This is a genomic window from Luteimonas sp. S4-F44, assembly GCF_022637415.1.
Classification (GTDB): domain Bacteria; phylum Pseudomonadota; class Gammaproteobacteria; order Xanthomonadales; family Xanthomonadaceae; genus Luteimonas.
Genome location: NZ_CP093340.1, coordinates 1076697 through 1092748, shown reverse-complemented (window position 1 = coordinate 1092748; position 16052 = coordinate 1076697). Strand labels below are relative to the sequence as shown.

Genomic DNA, 16052 nt, shown 5'->3' with positions numbered 1-16052 from the left:
GTCAATCTCTTAGAAAAGGCCGGGGGCCGTGAATTCGTTGAATCGCAGAAGGCAGGCTTGCTGACGCATGAAGTGTTCCACTCCGAGCTGTGCAGTCGCCTGCCCGTTTCCGGTCGAGACATTGGTCATCGGAAGAGTCCAGACCCGCTGATAGAGGTCAGGATTCGCTCGATCAGCCAGCATCAAGCGGCCTTGGAGTAACTCATTCGGCGCAAGCGCTTCGAGGTCTTCCGTGATGCTGGCGCCACCTGTTGCCATGACCAGCTGCGCACGCGGGGTCTGCCCCGCCTTGTCATCTGGCGCTTTGAACTCAAAGGGCACACCGATGTACTCGACGCCGTTGCTCGTCCAGTTCTTCGTGTCATTGACGATGCGCAACACCTCCGGCATCGAAGTCGCCCGAATCTCGAGAAACAGCAGAGTTCCGGCAAGCTTGGTGCGGCGCTGCTGCCGCTCGGTGAATGTACTCATTCTTCGTCCATAAAAATGCCCTGCATTAAGCAGGGCGTCAGTTCGACGCAGGACGCGTCGAAGGTCAAATCGGGTGTAGCCTCAAGCGTGGCGCTCAGATACTCCAAGCGCTCATCTTGGCCAAGCCGACACCACGCACAGCTTTTTCACCGCATGTACTGGATCACCAAGTCACGACGCGAAGCCCGGAATCGCGGAAGTAGAGGCACCAGCGTCCCGATACTACCTCCTGGAAACTTCGCCTTGACTGTCTTCCCCGTACGCGGGTGTATCAGATCGAACCAACCGATACGCCCGATCTCATCGAAGTACCAAGTCTCGAATGCTTCTGCGTCGGCCGCCGATCTGAACAGGATAGATGCCTGCACCGAGACGATCACCTGGGTGTTGAGAACCTCTTCCTGAGGCGGTCCCCGCTCCATTTCAGTGGTCTCAACGCTCGGGTCAAAACTCTCGCCGTACCCGGCAAATAGAATCTTGGCGTATGCCGGAAATGCTGCCATCAGATTGCCTCCCGCCAGCCGAACTGGCTCTTTCCATGCGCGGCCCACGCACCGCCGCTAAGCTCCTCCAGGCCGATATCAACGACGACCTGACGCAGGAGTTGGCCATCAGGGCCCTGCTGGGTCTGCTGCCGTTGCGCGAGCTTCTGCCCCGTGTGGTTATTGATCACGATCTGAGGCCCGGCTCCGAACGTTCCACCGCCCGCTACATCCATCAGAGGCGTTACCAAACTACCGGCTGTTCTCAACGCCGGAGCTTCACTCGCGCTGTAGATAGGCGGCGCTCGCTCCTGCTGAGCGACGTTTCGAGCACCGGGGGAACTGACCAAGGCGCCGCCTATACTCTTGCTGTCGACCGATTGGATTGCGCCGCCTAAACCTCGCACGATGTTTCCCCAGGCTCCCTGCCCTCCAAAATTGGCAAGCGATGTCCCCAGCCACTCCCAAATCCGAGAGGCTGCATACTCCGCAGCTATTCGCTTGAGCATCTTTACAAACGAGTCGCCGATCTCGGAAAAATTCCCATCCAAGGCGTTCTTAAGGTTTTCGCCCAACGACGACTGCACGTTCTTTGCGATCTCCGCTGCGAACTTCGACCATTCGCCGAGCTGCTCCGTCTGCTTACCCGCTACTTCGCCGCTGATCTGATCCCAGATGCCGTCCATCGGTGCCACGTGTTCATCGAGCCAGTCGAGAAATCGCGCTGCGTCGTTGAGTGCATCCCGTTGCTCTTGGGATAGATTGGCCAGACTCCCCCGCGCAGTGTCGTAGGCCATCTTTGCAGCATTCCCGACAAGACCGTAGGTCTCGATCTGACGCTCGAGAGCTGTAAGACGCTCTCCACCTTCTGCACGCGAACGGGCCTGCGTCTCTAGCGCGGATGCGTGCGTGCGCGCAGCTGAGGTCTGAAGCTCCCAAGACCTCGTGGCTTCTGCCGCGCCTTTCTGGATAGTTTTGAAGTACTGCTCGCCTGTACGCGTAGCGCGGTCCATCTCCTGCTGGTAGTTGGTCGTATCGGCAGATACCGAAACGATGAGATCCCGGAGCGGCGTAGCCATAGAAGGTTTCCAAGAGTTAGCCCGACTGCTAGCCGGGTTCTTTATTCGAACAAAGTAATGCGACGTGCTAGGCGACGTCTGTAACCCAAAAGATGCTGGGGCGCCGCCCCTCATGGAACGGCGCCCCCTAGAACCAGCAGAGGTCTTTGCGGCTACTTCATCCGCCCATTAGGCGGTCCAGCGCTGCGTCCGCGTCATCGTCCCCCGCCGTTCCCCACCGTGGCATCAAGTCAGCGATCCGACCGCCGCCTATGGCCGCGGCCACCTGCGCGGCGTGGAAGTCGTCCCGCTCCATGCCGATCGGCGACTCACGATCACGCGCCATCCAGAGCACGAGCTCTTCCGGCTCCATCGTCTCGCGCAGTTCCTTGAGCGTTCGACCCATCCGGAGCGCGAGGTCACACAGAAATCGCAGGTCCGGCTCCTGCGTCAGCCGTTTCCCGCTTCTGCGACCTCGTCGTTGCCGGCACTGATACCGGACAGTTCGAACGCCTTGTCGACCAGCCGGCCGTGCACTTCCGAGAATGAGGCGGCCACATCGTCGGCATCCGCATCGGTCAAGATGCGCTTTCCTTCCTCGTCGAACAACGTGCGAGCCAGTACCAGCGCGGTGGCAGGGACCACGTTGATCGGCAACTCGGATACTTCGTCCAGCCGGGTGCCGATGGCTTCCCGTGCACGTACGATCGCGGCCCGGTAGTCGATCCAGTCACCGGCAGTAAGCTGTCGGACGATCAGCGTCGCGCCGCCCCACTCGTTGACAGTTACCCGCTCGTGCTTGAAAGGCGCGAGCGGGGCCGTAGCCAAGGCGCGAATGCCCTGCTTACCGGCCATCACGGCGTGTAAGCCGCGCGGATGATCGGCGAGACGATCGCCACCGTGAACGTGGCGTTCCACTTGCCGTTGACGCTGGCTTCCTCAGACGTCTGGGTGACGACCCCGACGAAGCGGGCCTCGCGACTGCGACTATCGATAACGCGGAACACATGGCGGTCGCCAGACTGCTCGGCCGACCGCAACAGGTCCTGCGCGTCGTCGCCGTCAAAGTAATTGCCCGAGAAGGTAGCAGTGCCGTTGTCCTTCAGACCGAAGTCCTTCTCGACGACCTCGGAGCAGAAGGTGGAGACGTCGATCTCAGTGCGTTGACCGCCTGCTCGGTTGTAACTGTTGAGCGTGCACCCAAGCTCGATGTAGTCCTCGTCCACGATCGGCGTGCCCGGCAGCGCATCCATGGCGAGCGCAGAGATCAACAGCTTGGTCCCTTGGCTACGTGTAAACTTAGAATTCATGATTGTTCCTCTTGGTCGATTGCGATGGCAATGGTGATGGCGACTTCCCACGACACGCGATGCAACTTCGTGTTCAGGTCGTACGCACTTGGGAGCCGCCGGATACTGCTGGCAGCGAAATCTGTGTTCTGCTCGGAAAGGCGCTTGTAAACCTGCAGCGCGAGCGTGGTTGCCTCCCCAGCACTCTCGGCCCAGCAATCGATCTGGACACTGCCTGCCTCGCTGCCATCGGGCCCGCGGAAGGTCATGCCCAGCTCGCCGCCCAGGTAGCGGTGTGTGATGTAGGGGCTCTGCACTGGATCAGGCAAAACGTCGGTGTACACCTGCCCACCCGCAAGCGCAGGCTGCGCGGTCAGCAGACTCTGAATGATTGTTTCGATCATGAGCGTCCTAGTCATTCTTCGATCGTGTCGGTAGCTCGGCCGGTGGTAGCCGCAGCAAGCCGGATATGGTTGAAACTCTTCGTTGCAGGAGCCAGGCGCCCCAGCGGAGCCTTCTATCTGGATGTACAGATCTCAAGAACGGCCGGCTACATACGCCGGTCTTTTGTGCAGCCGATGTATCAGCGCGTAACCTCAGGCATAGGCAGCGTCTGCGCATCCAAGTCTCGAATCTCCCGCAACTGAGCGTTGCAGTGTTCGAGCGCCAATCGACGGGCGTTAGCCGCGCGCACGACTGATTCCACACTGCGATCATCGAGATCGGCGATCGGACAAGGACGAGTCAGCGAATCTGGCACTGGGATGTGGCGCGTGACGACGTGCACATTAGGCTGCATAGCGGCCGACACGCTCGGCACCGATTTACATCCGGTCAGGAGCGGCAGCATCAGAGCAAAGGGATACTTGGGCACAGTTTCACCTCCAATTGCTCAACACACGTCAGATCGCGCTTGGATTCGACCAGTACGCGCTCGACGCGAACGCGCTCGCTCGTCATGGCCTCCGTTACGCTCCCGATCCTCTCCAATGCGGCGCGCCCGGCTTGCTCCCGCGCATCAGCTCTGGCTTGACCGTAGGCCAGACCGCGGCCCGCTTCACGCAGCGAGACCTGGCATTGCGTGAGCTCGACGTCGGAGCGCGCGAGCGACCTTCCCTGCTCGGCGAGTACCTCTTTCCGGATGGACAGCCTGCATGACTGCACACCGCCGAACATCACTGCAAGCAAGAGAAGAGCCACCAGGATTTCTCGCATTACGACGGCTCGCGAGTCGACAATTTCGCCGGACGCGCCTGGCTGACGAAGCGCAATGCAATGCCCGCAACGGCAAGACAGCGGATGATCCACGAGGCGACGGACGGAATGCCGTCGCCAGCCAGCAATCCCGATGCCACCAGCGTGGCGTACAGATCAGGCATCAGCGCTAGGAGCGCCAGCACCCATGTCGAGTAGTAGCGCCAGACCTTGCGCCAGTCCGTCACGATCACGGCTTCGCTCATCGCGCGGCCCTCGTCTGCCTGAGCTCGCGGATGCTTTGCTCATGCTGATCCACTCTCACCTTGACCTCGGCCATGTCGCGAGAAAGACGCGGCACATCGGCGAGTTGTGCGCTCAGTGTCTGAATCTGGCCGTTAGTGACCGCCTGCTGCTTTGAGATCTCGGTCAACGTCGAGTTCATCTCAGCTTGCGCCCGAGCTTGCAAGTCAATTCTCGACGTGACGCCCGCATAGACCAGCCCGCCGAGCACAGACAACAGGCCCGCGCCGCCAGCAACGACCCATCGTTCGACCTGCCCCAAAGCGAAGTGGATTCGGCCATCGTGCGACTGTCGACTCATCAAGCCTCCAGCGCTTCGCGCGCCGTCGCGTGGTACCCGTCCCATTTCGCCCGCAAGCGGGATCTGTACGCGGGTGTACCGCGGGCGTACGCACCAGGACGCCAGGTCCGCAAGTACAGCTGCCAGCCGCCATCAACGTCGACGGCTGCAGGCAATGCGCGAGGGTCGCTCCAAAGCAGCAGACGCGCGAGACCCGCTGCAAGTACATCGTCATGCTCGATCGCATCCCAGATCGCCTGGTTGGTCGGTTCCACCGCCCGCGCGCGGTAGAGCGCAGCCGCGTACTGTCTGGTCGCAGCATGCCGACGCACGCCGTGGACGAGACCACCGCCAAGCTCACCCTGCCATAGCCCCTTAGCCGGCCCGAATGCCCTGGCGCTGGCAATCTGTCGGCGGTATCGGAAGTCCGACTCCTGCCCGCATATCGCCAGTAGCACGATACGAGCGGCTGGCGCGTCCATCCTCGCGGGTAGCAGCCGCAGCGCTGGCGCGATCGCCGTTTCGTTGATCGCACGCGCGCGCTCAATACTCATTCTAGGGACTCAAAATGCAAACGCCCCGGCGGCAAGCCAGGGCGTGAGAGGTCATCGTGGTGGTTCATAACAGCATCAACGGGAAGGCCGGCCTGAAGGCCGCCGACCCTAAGAGCAGCGCGGCCGTGCGACACCACCGCTCTGTAAGTCGATGATGGGGCACGCCTTCAATGTCGTCGCAGTTCGCAAGCACCTGCTCTCACAGCAGGATCCGTCACTAGAAACGTGGCGACGTCAGCAGCGGCTTATCACCAAAGAAAGCGTGCGCAGTATGAGCAAGCAACCACAAAAAAGCCCAGCGCAGTGGCTGGGCAGACTTACTTCAAGTTGCCATGAAGTATACAGACACAGGTCCGACCTGTCAAGACTCCAGAGCAAATATCCAACAGCAAGGTAAGTCACTGATCCAAGCCGGGAACTCGGAAGCGCTGTGCGCCATCGACATGGCGATCGCGCTTGTCGAATCGCGACGGTGTCACTCGATTCCCCCTGCCCACGCCGCTGCAAGGCGCGCGGCGACCCGATTCATGCTCATACCTGCAGACGCGCCATTGCCTGCCGGTCGCGAAGCTGCGCGATCCTCCGCCCATCGCAGCCAGCTAGGCCGCCATCGCCAACCCTTCCAAGATACCTCTCACCCGCTCTTCGCCACGCCGCGACAAGTCCAGATAAGCGGTTGCGCTCATCACGGGCTCACCGGCGTTGGTCAGCAACATCAGCGCGGTCTCGTATCGTTCCACTCGCCTGCGGCCTCGAGCGCAGTAATAGCCTCGCAGGCAGATTGCCATCGACCGGTGTGTCCTGGAAATCGCCGTCACGATATCTTCGATCTTCTGCGCCCTACTGTCGGTCTCCAGCGGCTTGTAGCCCTTCGAAAGTTCCGGCATTTCTCCGCGATGGTCGATCAGCATCTGCAGAACACTACGGCTGGCATAACCGAGGTACTCCACGTCTCGATGCAGCGCAAACTCGAAACCCCAATGATCCAGTTCTGCACGAACATAAATACCAAAGGTGTCAATTTGCATACAGCGCTCCTCTCGCAAACAGAGGCGCGACGGGCGTGATTGCCGAGCCCCGTGAGCGAGCGCGGCACGCGCATCGTTGGCCCATCTCGTGTTGCGTGCAGCTGTTCATTTCCACCTCGTTCTATCGGTTGCTTGGCCCGACTGGCCACGCACGTCCGATTCCGGATCCGACATGCGCATAAACAAAGCGCTGCTGATGGCAGCAGCCCCGCCTCGATCTACGATCGTCGCGGCCTTCATCGCTTAATTTCCCAGTTCTCATCTTCGTCGTGCGCCCCCCGTACCTGTCTTCCGCGCACTCTCGTCCGAGTCCTGCAGGGACGAAGCATCTTCGCGATCTCGTCGACGGCGACCGCAGTCCGCTCGGGATCGGCGGGGATATGCTGCTTGGTAAGTACGAGTTGCCGACGTGGCGGAAGATGCTCCACGAAATCGGCAGGTGCGGGCCATGTCTTCTGCCGTGCAGCCAGGGCGATGAAGGCGTGTCGAAACCGCGGTGCATCGAGCTCGCGATCCCATTGCTTTCCCAGCGTCAGCGCCTGCCCCCACGTCGCGGCGGTTCCCTCGATCAGGTCAGCGGCAGGCACACGATCAAGCCCTAGGCAAAGCAGCTTGCTCAGGCCATCCATAATCTCGTTGTGGATCCACGTCTCGACGTTCATCAATCTTCATCGCCTGCAGCTTCTGGATTGCGTTACGGGTTTTGCTCAACTGCTGCACGAGCGGCGCTGGCCCCGCTCGTTCATGAGGCTTGAGCCACTCGGCTTGCAGGCTCTGGGAACCGCGCGCGCACCAGATGCTGAGAAATTGATCTAACGACATGCCTGCTTTACCGGCCTCAGCTCGCGCCGAGCGCAGCACGGTTTCTGTCACCGGAGCGCGCTTGGCCCGCCGTAGCGCGAGCCAGTCCTGCCAGATCTGCGAGTCAACGCCATCGGGAGGAAGGGACTGAGTGGCCGCGCGCTTGCGCGCTTCTCCTGAGCGAAGCGAAGGAGATAGCTTTTGTTCTTGCTTCTTCTCACTCTCTTCTCTCTCTGGCTCCGCAATCCCTCCAAGATTCGTCCTTACCTTGTCCGCATCGGATGCGGACATCTTGCGGACACTTGCCTTTCGCTGCGCATCGAGGCCCCGACGCTTTGCGGAAGAGCCGTTGTGTTCTTCAAATCTCACGATTCGCACGCCGCCTTCGGTTGGCTCCAACCAACCGACTTGCACCATCGCTTCACCGAATCCGGGCAGCCCGGTCTTTCGATCGATCTGGCGCAGGCTCAAACCTGGCAATTCACCGTCCTCGGTGTGCTGGTCGGCCGACGCCCACAGCCAGTACAGAGCTCCAATCACGGCCGCCTCTGTGCTATCTGCGACATCGCAAATGGCCGACACCCGAGGGTCGTCCCACAGGTTTCCGCGCATCTTGATCCAATCCGCCATGTCAGGCCGCCCGCACGCTACCGGGCATAACCCGGACTTCGAACAGTCCGGCGCGGTCCGGATTGATCAGGCGATAGAGCCGCGCCATGTCGGGCACACAATTGCCATCGATCTTGAATATGCAGCCGGATTCCGACATGGACGTCTCATGCCGTAGGTACTCGATGATGGTCCGCGCCGAATAGTGCTGACGTCCGCGAGCCCAGGCACGGTCGGCCTCCCGACAAAACGCACGCCAGATGTGGCGGTTGTCTTTCACCCAGGCCTGAAATCCTGGACGGAAGACCGACGCGTTCTCACATAGCATCGCATCGATGGGATCTCCGGATACGAGATCGGGTTGCGTACTCATGCTGCGATCCTTCCTATGGCACCCGCAATGGCTGCCCGAATCAGTTGCTGACAAGCTCGACTAGCTCTGCGCGCACAGATGGCTCCAGCGGCCGAAGATCGACCTGCTGACCAACGTCTCGCATGTGTTTCGACTCAATGCTGATCCATAGCCAAAGACGGAACGGGGACGACCTGACGACCGGGCCTAGATGTGGTTCCTGCCTGAAGGTCGGTGGGGGGCAAGAGCGAGCTGGCAGAGCTCCTTTTCGCGACTTGGGCTTTTCGACGACGAGCAGCCCGATCGACAAAGACATCAGGTCTGATCGCGCGCAGGTACTGAAGCCGTGCGCGAGGAATTCCTTTGCGCTTCCATTCACTGACGGAAGGCGGCTTGACTTCGCATAGCCGGGCCACCGCGACTGTCCCGCCTAACAAGTTGATGATCTTGGCTGCGTCCATGGCCTGACTATAGGCTTGCCTATTTCAGAGGTCAATAGGCCAACCTATATCCGGTTTAGGTAGGCTGGCCTAATGCAGCCCTGGGCCAAACGGATCAAAGAGAAGCTCGACGCGGGCAAGCCTCATGGCTTGTCGCAGCTCGGGCTTGCCAAGGCATGCGGCAAGAGCCAGCCGTCGATCAACCAGTGGTTCAACGACACCGACTCAAAGCCTGCGACTGCCATGATCATGGCGGACAACCTGATGGCTGCTGCCAAGTACCTTCGTGTCAGCCCGATGTGGATCATGACGGGTCAGAGCGATCAGTCGCAGCCCAAGCGACTGAACGCCGACATCATCCGCGCCGCGGCTCGATTGGCAGAGACCTCGCTCGTCGATCCGCACCCTTTGGACCCTGCCGATCCAGAGGATGCGGAGCTTCTGGCCCTCGCCTTGGAGGCGGTGCTGGAGGGAGACACGCTTGAAGCCTCCCCTGCTGATGCCGAACGTTTTGTGCAACGAGTGCAGTCAGGAGATCGTGTTGGACAGGGATCAAAGGATAGAAAGGATGGCTCAACTGGTGGCGCAGCGCGCGAAAAGAAAAATGGGGGTTCCGCGCGACCTGCGCTTGGTCGGACACGAAAGCGCGCCTAACGGGCCTCAGTCGCCTAGATTGTCTTCGATTCGTTCCGCTCTTGCGGATTGGACTGCGCTTGAAGCAGTTGACGTCTCACCCCGTGCTACCAAGATGCACGAGATCATGCACATCGCGAACGCCTACAACTGGCAGATTGCCGTACGCCACTTCTTAGTGACAAAAGGCGTTCGCTACCTGTCGGACTTGACCGATCCGCAGCTGGACGACCTGCTGAGTCGCATGCATGGATATGTGGACGCCGCGGAAACAGGGGCCAGTTTGCCTGACTGTTTACCCGCCTGTTGATGTAGAACGCGTCCGCGCTTTTCGCCAATTTTCGATCTCTCACGCTGATTCGGCGAGTTAGATCATCAAGTAAGCATCTGCTGCCTGTGGCCTTGTTCACGCAAGGCCCTGGCCCGGCGTCATAGGTTCACCTATTGACCCAGTATATAGGTCAGCCTATAGTTGAGGCAGCCGGAGGAGCCGGCGTCTAAGGAGCAGATAGATGTGGCACTGCGCGATCTCCGTGGACCTAGATACCCATCTCTCGCAAGTCGAGCGTCAAGAAGCCGAGAACGAGCGGATCGATGAGCTCGTCGAGCAACTGCGTACCGATCCCAGCTCGGTCGAGGAAGCGGACAGCTGGAACGACGGCGCCTTCGATGGCGAGCACTACAGCGCCATCGAGCGCGCACTTGCTGATTTGCATCAAGTGGAGCCGTCCGACCTCCTCGGCTCAGACCTTCTCATCCGCTTGTATCGACTCGCGCAAGTCCATGGCGAAGCCCGCGAAGCTCGGCTGCGCGATATGGCTGAAGATCGATTACAGCGAGAGAGTGAAGAAGCTGCCGATATGCAGGCGGAGACAAGCGCAGCAGGCAGGTGGGCGGCGTGAAGGCTAGCTCGACGTCCACAATCGCTCACTTGCTCGCAAAGCGGAGGCATACGATGCATGACCGCCAACCGCTCCGCCCTGCTCCGTAGACAAGTGCCTGCGGTTGGATAACATCACCAGCACTCGCTGGTTGTCGGGGTACGCGCGCCCGTGTGGTCGATGGTCAACGTGCCACACGTCTTGTCCTGATTCTCCTGCCCCCCCTTGGGAACCGCGCTGAGCTTGTAGGTTCTGGCACCAGCGGAGCCCGACACCTGGCTCACGGTGTAGAACGTCGCCACGTCGTTGTCGCAGGGGAAGCTGGACGGAGAACCCGTGTACGTTAGGTTGGTCGTGTAAAAGCGCTCCATCTTCTGCACCGCCTGCATCAGACATGCAGTGCCCGCCGCCCGGCGGGTCTTGACGATATGCTGCGTATACGTCGGATACGCGATCGCGGCCAGGATGCCGATGATCGCAACGACGATCATCAATTCGATCAGCGAGAAACCGGTCTGCGCGCGACGGCGCGCATGCCAGCGGGCGAAGAACGCATGCGTCATCGTCAGTCTCCTCGGAGCTCGCGCCACGATACGCGATCCCAGCGCGGACGCGAGGTGTCGATCGTCCGCACCTCAGGGCCGCCGGTGCCGCCGACCACAAGACGGCCGCGCAGCAGGTTGGGCAGTGTCGGCATGCCGACGCCGGGATTGACCGAGCCAACCGGCAATCGGCCACTGGAGGAGCTCACAGCGGCATCGTCTGTCTTCCCGTCGCCATCGAGGTCGAAGTACGAGCCACCGGCGCTGGTGCCGGTGAACGCGTCGAGCGCATTGATGTAGCCAGAACCGCCGGCATCGCAGGCATTGCCCGATGGCATCACGCTGGCCGTGACCAGGAACGAAGACACGATCTGTGCATCCTGGACGATCCGTTCGCCACTGCCAGGCAGGTCGATGTACCACCCCTTCGCATTGGCCGGCAACGCGGTGCGCGCTTCGAATGCACGCGCGTCGAAACCGTTAACGCTCGTGCTCTGCACAGTGATCGTGCGCCGCTTGAGGTTCGCGCGGGTTGGCGGGGTCGCAGGATCGTCGTCGATCAGGCCGTAGAGCGTCTGCACCGCGGTATTCCGGGCGTCGGCATCCTCGGCCGTGAGGTAGCGACCGGTGCCGAAAAACACCCAGCGCTTGCGGGTCGTCGGATTGGTGGCGACGGTCGGCGCGCCGGTGATCGGTTGCGCGGTGCCGTTCGCATCCTGGGCTGTGAACAGCCGCTTGGCGCTCCACTGCGTCGCATTGGTGCTGGTCAGATCGAACTTCCAGACATTACCGAGCATGTCGCCCGCGTAGACGTAGGCGAGCGTCTGTCCGTCGGCACTGTAGACGCCGACCGGTGCCGACAGCCCGTTTGGCGCCTGCGTCGAACCCGCGCCGGTATCGATCTGCCGGATGATCTCCCCGGTCTCGACATCGAGCACGATCAGCACCGCCCGCTCGCGCGTACTGTTGACGCCGTTGCCCAGTACTGCTGCGACCCGGTTACCGGCAACCTTGGACAGCAGCGGCTTACCCAGCACCAGCCCCATGTTGCCATCCGTACCGGTCGCGGTGTCGCGCAGCTCCCACTTGTAGACGCTCGCGGCGGTCGCTGTCCGAGGTGCGCTCACATCAAGTGCGAACACCCCCTTGCCGCCGCGGCCGAGCGTACCGATCAGCAGATTCTTCCCTGGCGTCAGTGCCCGCGAGGTGACCGACACCGGTCCGTCGACGAAGTAGCGATGTGTGTAGTCGGGCCGGCTCAGCGTCGACAACGCGGAGATGTCGATGATACCCGGCACGTAGGCAAACAGCTCTTGTCCGGTCGCCGCGTCGAAGGCATGCAGCATCCCGTCGTTCGCACCGACGTACAGGGTGTTGGTGTCTGCCACATACGCCGGCGAGGAGCCGACGATGTCTCCCAGAACGGACGTCCGGTTGCGCAGCACGCCCCCGCGGTTGTTTTCGAGCGTCCGCTGGCCGCGGAGATAGTTCGCGTTGTCGACGCCCGTCACCGGGAAGCTCGATACGCCGCCCTGCCGTCCCAACGCGGTGACCTGCGCGGTGCTCGGGAAGTTGGCGCCCGCGCCCCCGCTGACGGTGAAGACCTTGCGATTCGCCCAATCCTCGGTAATGGAAGACGTCCAGCTGACCGCATTCACCACGCCGGCCGGCGTCACCGCGCGCGCTGTGACCGCACCGCTCCACGTACCGGACACATAGCTGGCATTGAAGATCTGGCTGCCGGTATCGAGCGACACCGAGTTGGAAGTCACGTTCGAGTAAGAACTGGTACGTGCCGAGATCACCGACAGCGCGCTCTGCAACCCTGCGCTGAACTCTTCTGGGTTGGAAGCGGCAACGAACGCACCACGGCCATTGACGGCTGCATGCAGCAGATCGTCGATGCGGTCGGCATCCTCGCGATCCGTCGGATCTTCCCAGGTGGCGTTCGACGGCACTGCGGCGACGCTCGACCACGGCTTGTTGCCACTGAGGCCGATGGAGATGCCGAACGTCACCATGTGCTGCCAGAAGGCAGGGTTGGCCGAGTTGTTCGGCACGTTATTGACCAGATCCGTCCGCAGGTCGGCCTTCCAGTAACGCATCGCGACATCAGCGAGCGTATTCGTGTAGTCATCCTTGTAGGGCGCGCTCGGACTGTATTGATAGCTCTGGTTGTTGGGACCCGTGATCTTCTCGCCTGCGACGCCGTCCTGGTTGCCGACCTTGGTACCGTAGTTAGTGCTCGTGTCGTTCCAGTAACCGTCAGTCGTGAGAATCGCGAAGTTCTGACGGCACGAGAACTGGCCGGATGTCGCCTGTGGACCATAAGGTCCCTTCGCATCCGCGAGACTGAAGTAGCGGCCGGCGGAATCGAGCGCGCCGTGCAGAGGCGTGCCGTTGTAGCCGATCGCGTTCTGCATCCGGTCGTACCACGTCGAGCGCGAGGTCGTGGCGCTCGTCCCCTGGCCACTCGGGTTGTCGACAAAGCGGCCATCATTGCCGTCGGTGACCGGGATATCGAAGCTGTTGCGATCCCAGATGGTGCGAAAGCCCACGCGGACGCTGCTGTCGAGATCATTGAATGCTTCCGACGCGCCTGCCTTGGCCGATTTCATGCGGGTGCGGTGATAAGAGAACCAGGTCGCGTAGTTCGCTTGCTCGGCCGCGACGCTGCGGCCGGTCGGAGTCGCGGATTGGCAATTGATCCAGTCGCGAGCGGCCGTGCCGGTACCGCAGCGATTGTTGGTGGTGATCTGTGCGTTGAGGGTGATGCCCGAAAAGCCAAAAAAACCGCCTCCATACACCCCGATCTCATAGGTGGCACCAGCACTCGGCGAAGAGATCAGGCATTCCTTATTGCTCGTAAGAAGCGAGCTCGAACGACACTCGAATGTGGTCAGCGTCGGGGCCGCGCCAGGACGGACATACAGATCGGCATTACCTGAAAACAGTCCTCCAGACGTCGTGACCCGGAGCGTCTGGGTGTTTGCAGGCACGGTCACACTGTAGCGGAGCCAGTTGCCGGCCGATTGCGACAGGTTGCTGATGGGAAACCCGGTCGCATTGCCCGATCCCGATTGCGCCGCGCCGTACTCGCTGCGGATGACGTCGTCGGCAGTGATCTGGTAGCGATAGTAGTTCTCGCCATTGCCCAGATAGGCCGCTGACGTCTGCGACCTGTCCTTTGGCACATAGAACGTCTGCACGCCACCACATACCTGCGTGCCGCCCGACGAGAACTCGTCGGTCGTGGCATTGGAGTTGTTGCGGTTGTAGCGCCGGCAGCTCGACCCGCTCGCCAAGTTGATCGTGCCCCCGCCCACGAGGTTGAAGCTGCCGTAGACCGCGTTGAAGCTCGTACCGCCCGTCATGCGGCTGCCGTCGGCCCGGCGCCAGGTGAAGTAGTTCCGCGCCGGGTCGTAGGCCAGCGAGTTGCGCGTGTACGCGTAGTCCGAGACATCCGGCGTCGAGGTGCTCGGCGGGTTGTCCGGCATCGTCTCGAACGCCATCGACCCCGAATCGTCGAGGATGAACAGGATGTTCGGCGCGACGCGACTGGCGGTGGTCAACGGATCGTCGGGGATGGTGATCCCCGCGCTGGCAGGCAGCGCCAGTAACGTCACCAGGCAAGCTGTCGGCCCGGACCACCAGCGGCGCTGCGAAGTGGCTGCGCGACGATGCACAGGAAGGGAGACGGACATGCTTCAGGCTCCCGGCTGCGGAATGCGGCTGACGACATTGGCCTGCAGCACAACCTCTGCACGCCCCTCAGCCTGGCTTTTCGCGGTGATGCGGAAAATCGGGCTCTGGCAATCGAGCGGCACAGGGACCACCTCGCAGCTGCCTTGATAACCCGGCCCCGTCCCCAGGTACTCGATCCAGTACTCCGGTTGCGACACCAGACCCTTGGTGTTGAATGCCTCAATGGGTACGGGCTTCCAGGCAGCGGCGGACCCGGTCGGGCACACGCCCAGGTTGGTGCAGTGCGTGGCGGTCGGCACGATGCTGGCCCAGGTCAGGTTGGGCGTTTCGGTATCGGGCGCGGCGTCGAGCACGTTCTGCTGTGCGTAACGCAAGGCCGCTTCAGCGGCCTCGAACGCAAGCCCGCGGTCGCGGGTATTCGCACTCATGCGCTCCTGCAGCGTGGCGCTGCGCAGGATCGCGATACCCAGCAGCGCGGTGATGACCAACAGCACCATCACCACGATCAGAGAAATGCCGCGCTCGGAAGCGCGGCCGGACGCAAGGCGAACACCTGACGGCATCCATCGTCCTGAAACGGTCATAGGGCTCTCCCACGCACGCTGATCACGCTCGATGCACGCCGCAGCAGCGGGCTGCCATCGACGGCCGCGCCCTGCAGCACGAGTTCGACCCGCACTGCGATCACGTTCGCGAAGTTCGGCACCGCCGAGTACTGGCCGGTGCTGCTGTCCAGATACGAGAAAGCGACAGACTGCACACCCTCGATCACTTCCTCGGAGGCGGCGGCGCCGCGCTTGACGAACAGCGACGGCTTGCCGTTGGCGTTGTTGGCGACAGACCAGGTGACGTCGCGAAACCGCGCCAGCGCCACTGTCGCCAGGGACGCATAGGGGTCGGCCGCGAAGTCGTATCCGGACGGCAGCGCAGCAAAGCTGATGGTCTGATCGCCGACGGCGGTCGCGGTGACGACGAAGGTTTTGCGCGCGTTGCACAGCAGCAGCACGTCACCCGCGCTGAATACGTTGGACGCCTTGGTGAGCTGGTCGGGGGCCAGCGTCAGGCTGGTGGTCGATGCGGACGCGATCTTGTACGCAGCATCCTCACCCGACGCAACTCGCAACGTGCTGGCATCGCCCGAGATCGGGCTGTCACGGAACAACAGCGCATTGCTGTCTGAGCTGGCGATTTCCGACGCGCTCGAACAGGCGGAGCCGCCCGCGGCACGGATGTCGCGTGCGATCAGGTCCAGCGCGATCCGCGCATTCTCCTGGATCCGGTTCAGATCCTCGTTCGCGGTATAGCTGCGCTGGTTGGACAGGAAGATCGCGAACGCGGCGCCGACGACGAGCAGCCCCAGCACCATGGCGATCATCAGCTCGACCAGCGCCATGCCGGCGGCGCGGCCGCGCGCCTGGACACCGGGCCGG

At 61.8% G+C, this 16052-nt stretch carries 22 protein-coding genes; 3 read left to right on the top strand and 19 right to left on the bottom strand.

The features are described 5' to 3' along the window. Window positions 1-9 precede the first annotated feature (9 nt). The 15 genes from MNO14_RS05050 to MNO14_RS04980 all read right to left on the bottom strand — a co-directional run bounded on the left by MNO14_RS05050 (window position 10) and on the right by MNO14_RS04980 (window position 8442). On the bottom strand, window positions 10-471 hold the full coding sequence (locus tag MNO14_RS05050) for a DUF1833 family protein (protein ID WP_241945657.1): 462 nt from the start codon (window positions 469-471) through the stop codon (window positions 10-12). A gap of 146 nt (window positions 472-617) precedes the next feature. Further along, complete coding sequence (locus MNO14_RS05045; RefSeq protein WP_241945656.1) at window positions 618-974, bottom strand: hypothetical protein; 357 nt, start codon at window positions 972-974, stop codon at window positions 618-620. Then, window positions 974-2032: a hypothetical protein gene (locus MNO14_RS05040; protein ID WP_241945655.1), complete on the bottom strand. Its 1059-nt coding sequence runs from the start codon at window positions 2030-2032 to the stop codon at window positions 974-976. The genes MNO14_RS05045 and MNO14_RS05040 overlap by 1 nt, the downstream gene beginning before the upstream one ends. Window positions 2033-2189: 157 nt before the next feature. After that, window positions 2190-2417, bottom strand: a complete 228-nt coding sequence (locus MNO14_RS05035; RefSeq protein ID WP_241945654.1) for a DUF4035 domain-containing protein — start codon at window positions 2415-2417, stop codon at window positions 2190-2192. Between the two features lie 44 nt (window positions 2418-2461). Further along, window positions 2462-2866: a phage tail assembly chaperone gene (locus MNO14_RS05030; RefSeq protein WP_241945653.1), complete on the bottom strand. Its 405-nt coding sequence runs from the start codon at window positions 2864-2866 to the stop codon at window positions 2462-2464. Beyond that, window positions 2866-3282, bottom strand: a complete 417-nt coding sequence (locus tag MNO14_RS05025; RefSeq protein ID WP_241945652.1) for a hypothetical protein — start codon at window positions 3280-3282, stop codon at window positions 2866-2868. The genes MNO14_RS05030 and MNO14_RS05025 overlap by 1 nt, the downstream gene beginning before the upstream one ends. Window positions 3283-3317: 35 nt before the next feature. Beyond that, window positions 3318-3704, bottom strand: a complete 387-nt coding sequence (locus MNO14_RS05020) for a DUF3168 domain-containing protein (RefSeq protein WP_241945651.1) — start codon at window positions 3702-3704, stop codon at window positions 3318-3320. Between the two features lie 445 nt (window positions 3705-4149). After that, entirely contained in the window at window positions 4150-4515 is a 366-nt protein-coding gene (locus tag MNO14_RS05015) for a hypothetical protein (protein ID WP_241945650.1), read from the bottom strand. Next, entirely contained in the window at window positions 4515-4760 is a 246-nt protein-coding gene (locus MNO14_RS05010; RefSeq protein ID WP_241945649.1) for a hypothetical protein, read from the bottom strand. Before MNO14_RS05010 ends, MNO14_RS05015 begins: the two co-directional genes overlap by 1 nt. Next, window positions 4757-5098 (bottom strand): hypothetical protein, encoded by a 342-nt coding sequence (locus MNO14_RS05005; RefSeq protein WP_241945648.1) that lies wholly within the window; start codon window positions 5096-5098, stop codon window positions 4757-4759. Before MNO14_RS05005 ends, MNO14_RS05010 begins: the two co-directional genes overlap by 4 nt. Further along, window positions 5098-5631: a hypothetical protein gene (locus MNO14_RS05000; RefSeq protein WP_241945647.1), complete on the bottom strand. Its 534-nt coding sequence runs from the start codon at window positions 5629-5631 to the stop codon at window positions 5098-5100. Before MNO14_RS05000 ends, MNO14_RS05005 begins: the two co-directional genes overlap by 1 nt. 599 nt (window positions 5632-6230) lie before the next feature. Continuing rightward, complete coding sequence (locus tag MNO14_RS04995; protein WP_241945646.1) at window positions 6231-6659, bottom strand: hypothetical protein; 429 nt, start codon at window positions 6657-6659, stop codon at window positions 6231-6233. Window positions 6660-6895: 236 nt separating this feature from the next. Then, window positions 6896-7321, bottom strand: coding sequence for a hypothetical protein (locus MNO14_RS04990; RefSeq protein WP_241945645.1), 426 nt, complete (start codon window positions 7319-7321; stop codon window positions 6896-6898). Then, window positions 7251-8090 carry a hypothetical protein gene (locus tag MNO14_RS04985; RefSeq protein WP_241945644.1) on the bottom strand — a complete coding sequence of 280 codons (840 nt, stop codon included), beginning with the start codon at window positions 8088-8090 and terminating at the stop codon, window positions 7251-7253. The genes MNO14_RS04990 and MNO14_RS04985 overlap by 71 nt, the downstream gene beginning before the upstream one ends. A gap of 1 nt (window position 8091) precedes the next feature. Then, window positions 8092-8442, bottom strand: a complete 351-nt coding sequence (locus tag MNO14_RS04980) for a hypothetical protein (protein WP_241945643.1) — start codon at window positions 8440-8442, stop codon at window positions 8092-8094. A gap of 512 nt (window positions 8443-8954) precedes the next feature. Between MNO14_RS04980 and MNO14_RS04975 the strand changes: the two genes are divergently transcribed. From MNO14_RS04975 to MNO14_RS04965, 3 genes are all read left to right on the top strand, one after another. Further along, window positions 8955-9515, top strand: a complete 561-nt coding sequence (locus tag MNO14_RS04975) for a helix-turn-helix domain-containing protein (protein ID WP_241945642.1) — start codon at window positions 8955-8957, stop codon at window positions 9513-9515. Window positions 9516-9609: 94 nt separating this feature from the next. Beyond that, entirely contained in the window at window positions 9610-9804 is a 195-nt protein-coding gene (locus MNO14_RS04970) for a hypothetical protein (protein ID WP_241945641.1), read from the top strand. Between the two features lie 202 nt (window positions 9805-10006). Further along, window positions 10007-10396: a hypothetical protein gene (locus MNO14_RS04965; RefSeq protein WP_241945640.1), complete on the top strand. Its 390-nt coding sequence runs from the start codon at window positions 10007-10009 to the stop codon at window positions 10394-10396. Window positions 10397-10509: 113 nt separating this feature from the next. On the opposite strand, the gene MNO14_RS16660 is transcribed toward MNO14_RS04965, so the two are convergent. Genes MNO14_RS16660 through MNO14_RS04940 form a run of 4 tightly spaced genes read right to left on the bottom strand, consistent with a single transcriptional unit; the run spans window position 10510 to window position 16015 of the window. Next, window positions 10510-10938, bottom strand: a complete 429-nt coding sequence (locus tag MNO14_RS16660; RefSeq protein WP_305879409.1) for a type IV pilin protein — start codon at window positions 10936-10938, stop codon at window positions 10510-10512. A 2-nt stretch (window positions 10939-10940) separates the two neighbouring features. Beyond that, window positions 10941-14621, bottom strand: a complete 3681-nt coding sequence (locus MNO14_RS04950) for a PilC/PilY family type IV pilus protein (protein ID WP_241945639.1) — start codon at window positions 14619-14621, stop codon at window positions 10941-10943. Window positions 14622-14624: 3 nt separating this feature from the next. After that, window positions 14625-15206: a PilX N-terminal domain-containing pilus assembly protein gene (locus MNO14_RS04945; protein ID WP_241945638.1), complete on the bottom strand. Its 582-nt coding sequence runs from the start codon at window positions 15204-15206 to the stop codon at window positions 14625-14627. Further along, on the bottom strand, window positions 15203-16015 hold the full coding sequence (locus MNO14_RS04940) for a hypothetical protein (RefSeq protein ID WP_241945637.1): 813 nt from the start codon (window positions 16013-16015) through the stop codon (window positions 15203-15205). The genes MNO14_RS04945 and MNO14_RS04940 overlap by 4 nt, the downstream gene beginning before the upstream one ends. Window positions 16016-16052: the final 37 nt, after the last annotated feature.

Excerpts from the sequence above, each read along its gene's own strand:
- MNO14_RS04990 (WP_241945645.1), bottom strand. The coding sequence starts at position 7,321 with ATGAACGTCGAGACGTGGATCCACAACGAGATTATGGATGGCCTGAGC.
- MNO14_RS04950 (WP_241945639.1), bottom strand. The coding sequence starts at position 14,621 with ATGTCCGTCTCCCTTCCTGTGCATCGTCGCGCAGCCACTTCGCAGCGC.
- MNO14_RS04995 (WP_241945646.1), bottom strand. The coding sequence starts at position 6,659 with ATGCAAATTGACACCTTTGGTATTTATGTTCGTGCAGAACTGGATCAT.
- MNO14_RS05000 (WP_241945647.1), bottom strand. The coding sequence starts at position 5,631 with ATGAGTATTGAGCGCGCGCGTGCGATCAACGAAACGGCGATCGCGCCA.
- MNO14_RS05035 (WP_241945654.1), bottom strand. The coding sequence starts at position 2,417 with ATGGGTCGAACGCTCAAGGAACTGCGCGAGACGATGGAGCCGGAAGAG.
- MNO14_RS05005 (WP_241945648.1), bottom strand. The coding sequence starts at position 5,098 with ATGAGTCGACAGTCGCACGATGGCCGAATCCACTTCGCTTTGGGGCAG.
- MNO14_RS16660 (WP_305879409.1), bottom strand. The coding sequence starts at position 10,938 with ATGACGCATGCGTTCTTCGCCCGCTGGCATGCGCGCCGTCGCGCGCAG.
- MNO14_RS05030 (WP_241945653.1), bottom strand. The coding sequence starts at position 2,866 with ATGGCCGGTAAGCAGGGCATTCGCGCCTTGGCTACGGCCCCGCTCGCG.
- MNO14_RS04985 (WP_241945644.1), bottom strand. The coding sequence starts at position 8,090 with ATGGCGGATTGGATCAAGATGCGCGGAAACCTGTGGGACGACCCTCGG.
- MNO14_RS05045 (WP_241945656.1), bottom strand. The coding sequence starts at position 974 with ATGGCAGCATTTCCGGCATACGCCAAGATTCTATTTGCCGGGTACGGC.
- MNO14_RS04980 (WP_241945643.1), bottom strand. The coding sequence starts at position 8,442 with ATGAGTACGCAACCCGATCTCGTATCCGGAGATCCCATCGATGCGATG.
- MNO14_RS05020 (WP_241945651.1), bottom strand. The coding sequence starts at position 3,704 with ATGATCGAAACAATCATTCAGAGTCTGCTGACCGCGCAGCCTGCGCTT.
- MNO14_RS05040 (WP_241945655.1), bottom strand. The coding sequence starts at position 2,032 with ATGGCTACGCCGCTCCGGGATCTCATCGTTTCGGTATCTGCCGATACG.
- MNO14_RS04945 (WP_241945638.1), bottom strand. The coding sequence starts at position 15,206 with ATGACCGTTTCAGGACGATGGATGCCGTCAGGTGTTCGCCTTGCGTCC.
- MNO14_RS04975 (WP_241945642.1), top strand. The coding sequence starts at position 8,955 with ATGCAGCCCTGGGCCAAACGGATCAAAGAGAAGCTCGACGCGGGCAAG.
- MNO14_RS05015 (WP_241945650.1), bottom strand. The coding sequence starts at position 4,515 with ATGCGAGAAATCCTGGTGGCTCTTCTCTTGCTTGCAGTGATGTTCGGC.
- MNO14_RS05010 (WP_241945649.1), bottom strand. The coding sequence starts at position 4,760 with ATGAGCGAAGCCGTGATCGTGACGGACTGGCGCAAGGTCTGGCGCTAC.
- MNO14_RS04970 (WP_241945641.1), top strand. The coding sequence starts at position 9,610 with ATGCACGAGATCATGCACATCGCGAACGCCTACAACTGGCAGATTGCC.
- MNO14_RS04940 (WP_241945637.1), bottom strand. The coding sequence starts at position 16,015 with ATGGCGCTGGTCGAGCTGATGATCGCCATGGTGCTGGGGCTGCTCGTC.
- MNO14_RS04965 (WP_241945640.1), top strand. The coding sequence starts at position 10,007 with ATGTGGCACTGCGCGATCTCCGTGGACCTAGATACCCATCTCTCGCAA.
- MNO14_RS05050 (WP_241945657.1), bottom strand. The coding sequence starts at position 471 with ATGAGTACATTCACCGAGCGGCAGCAGCGCCGCACCAAGCTTGCCGGA.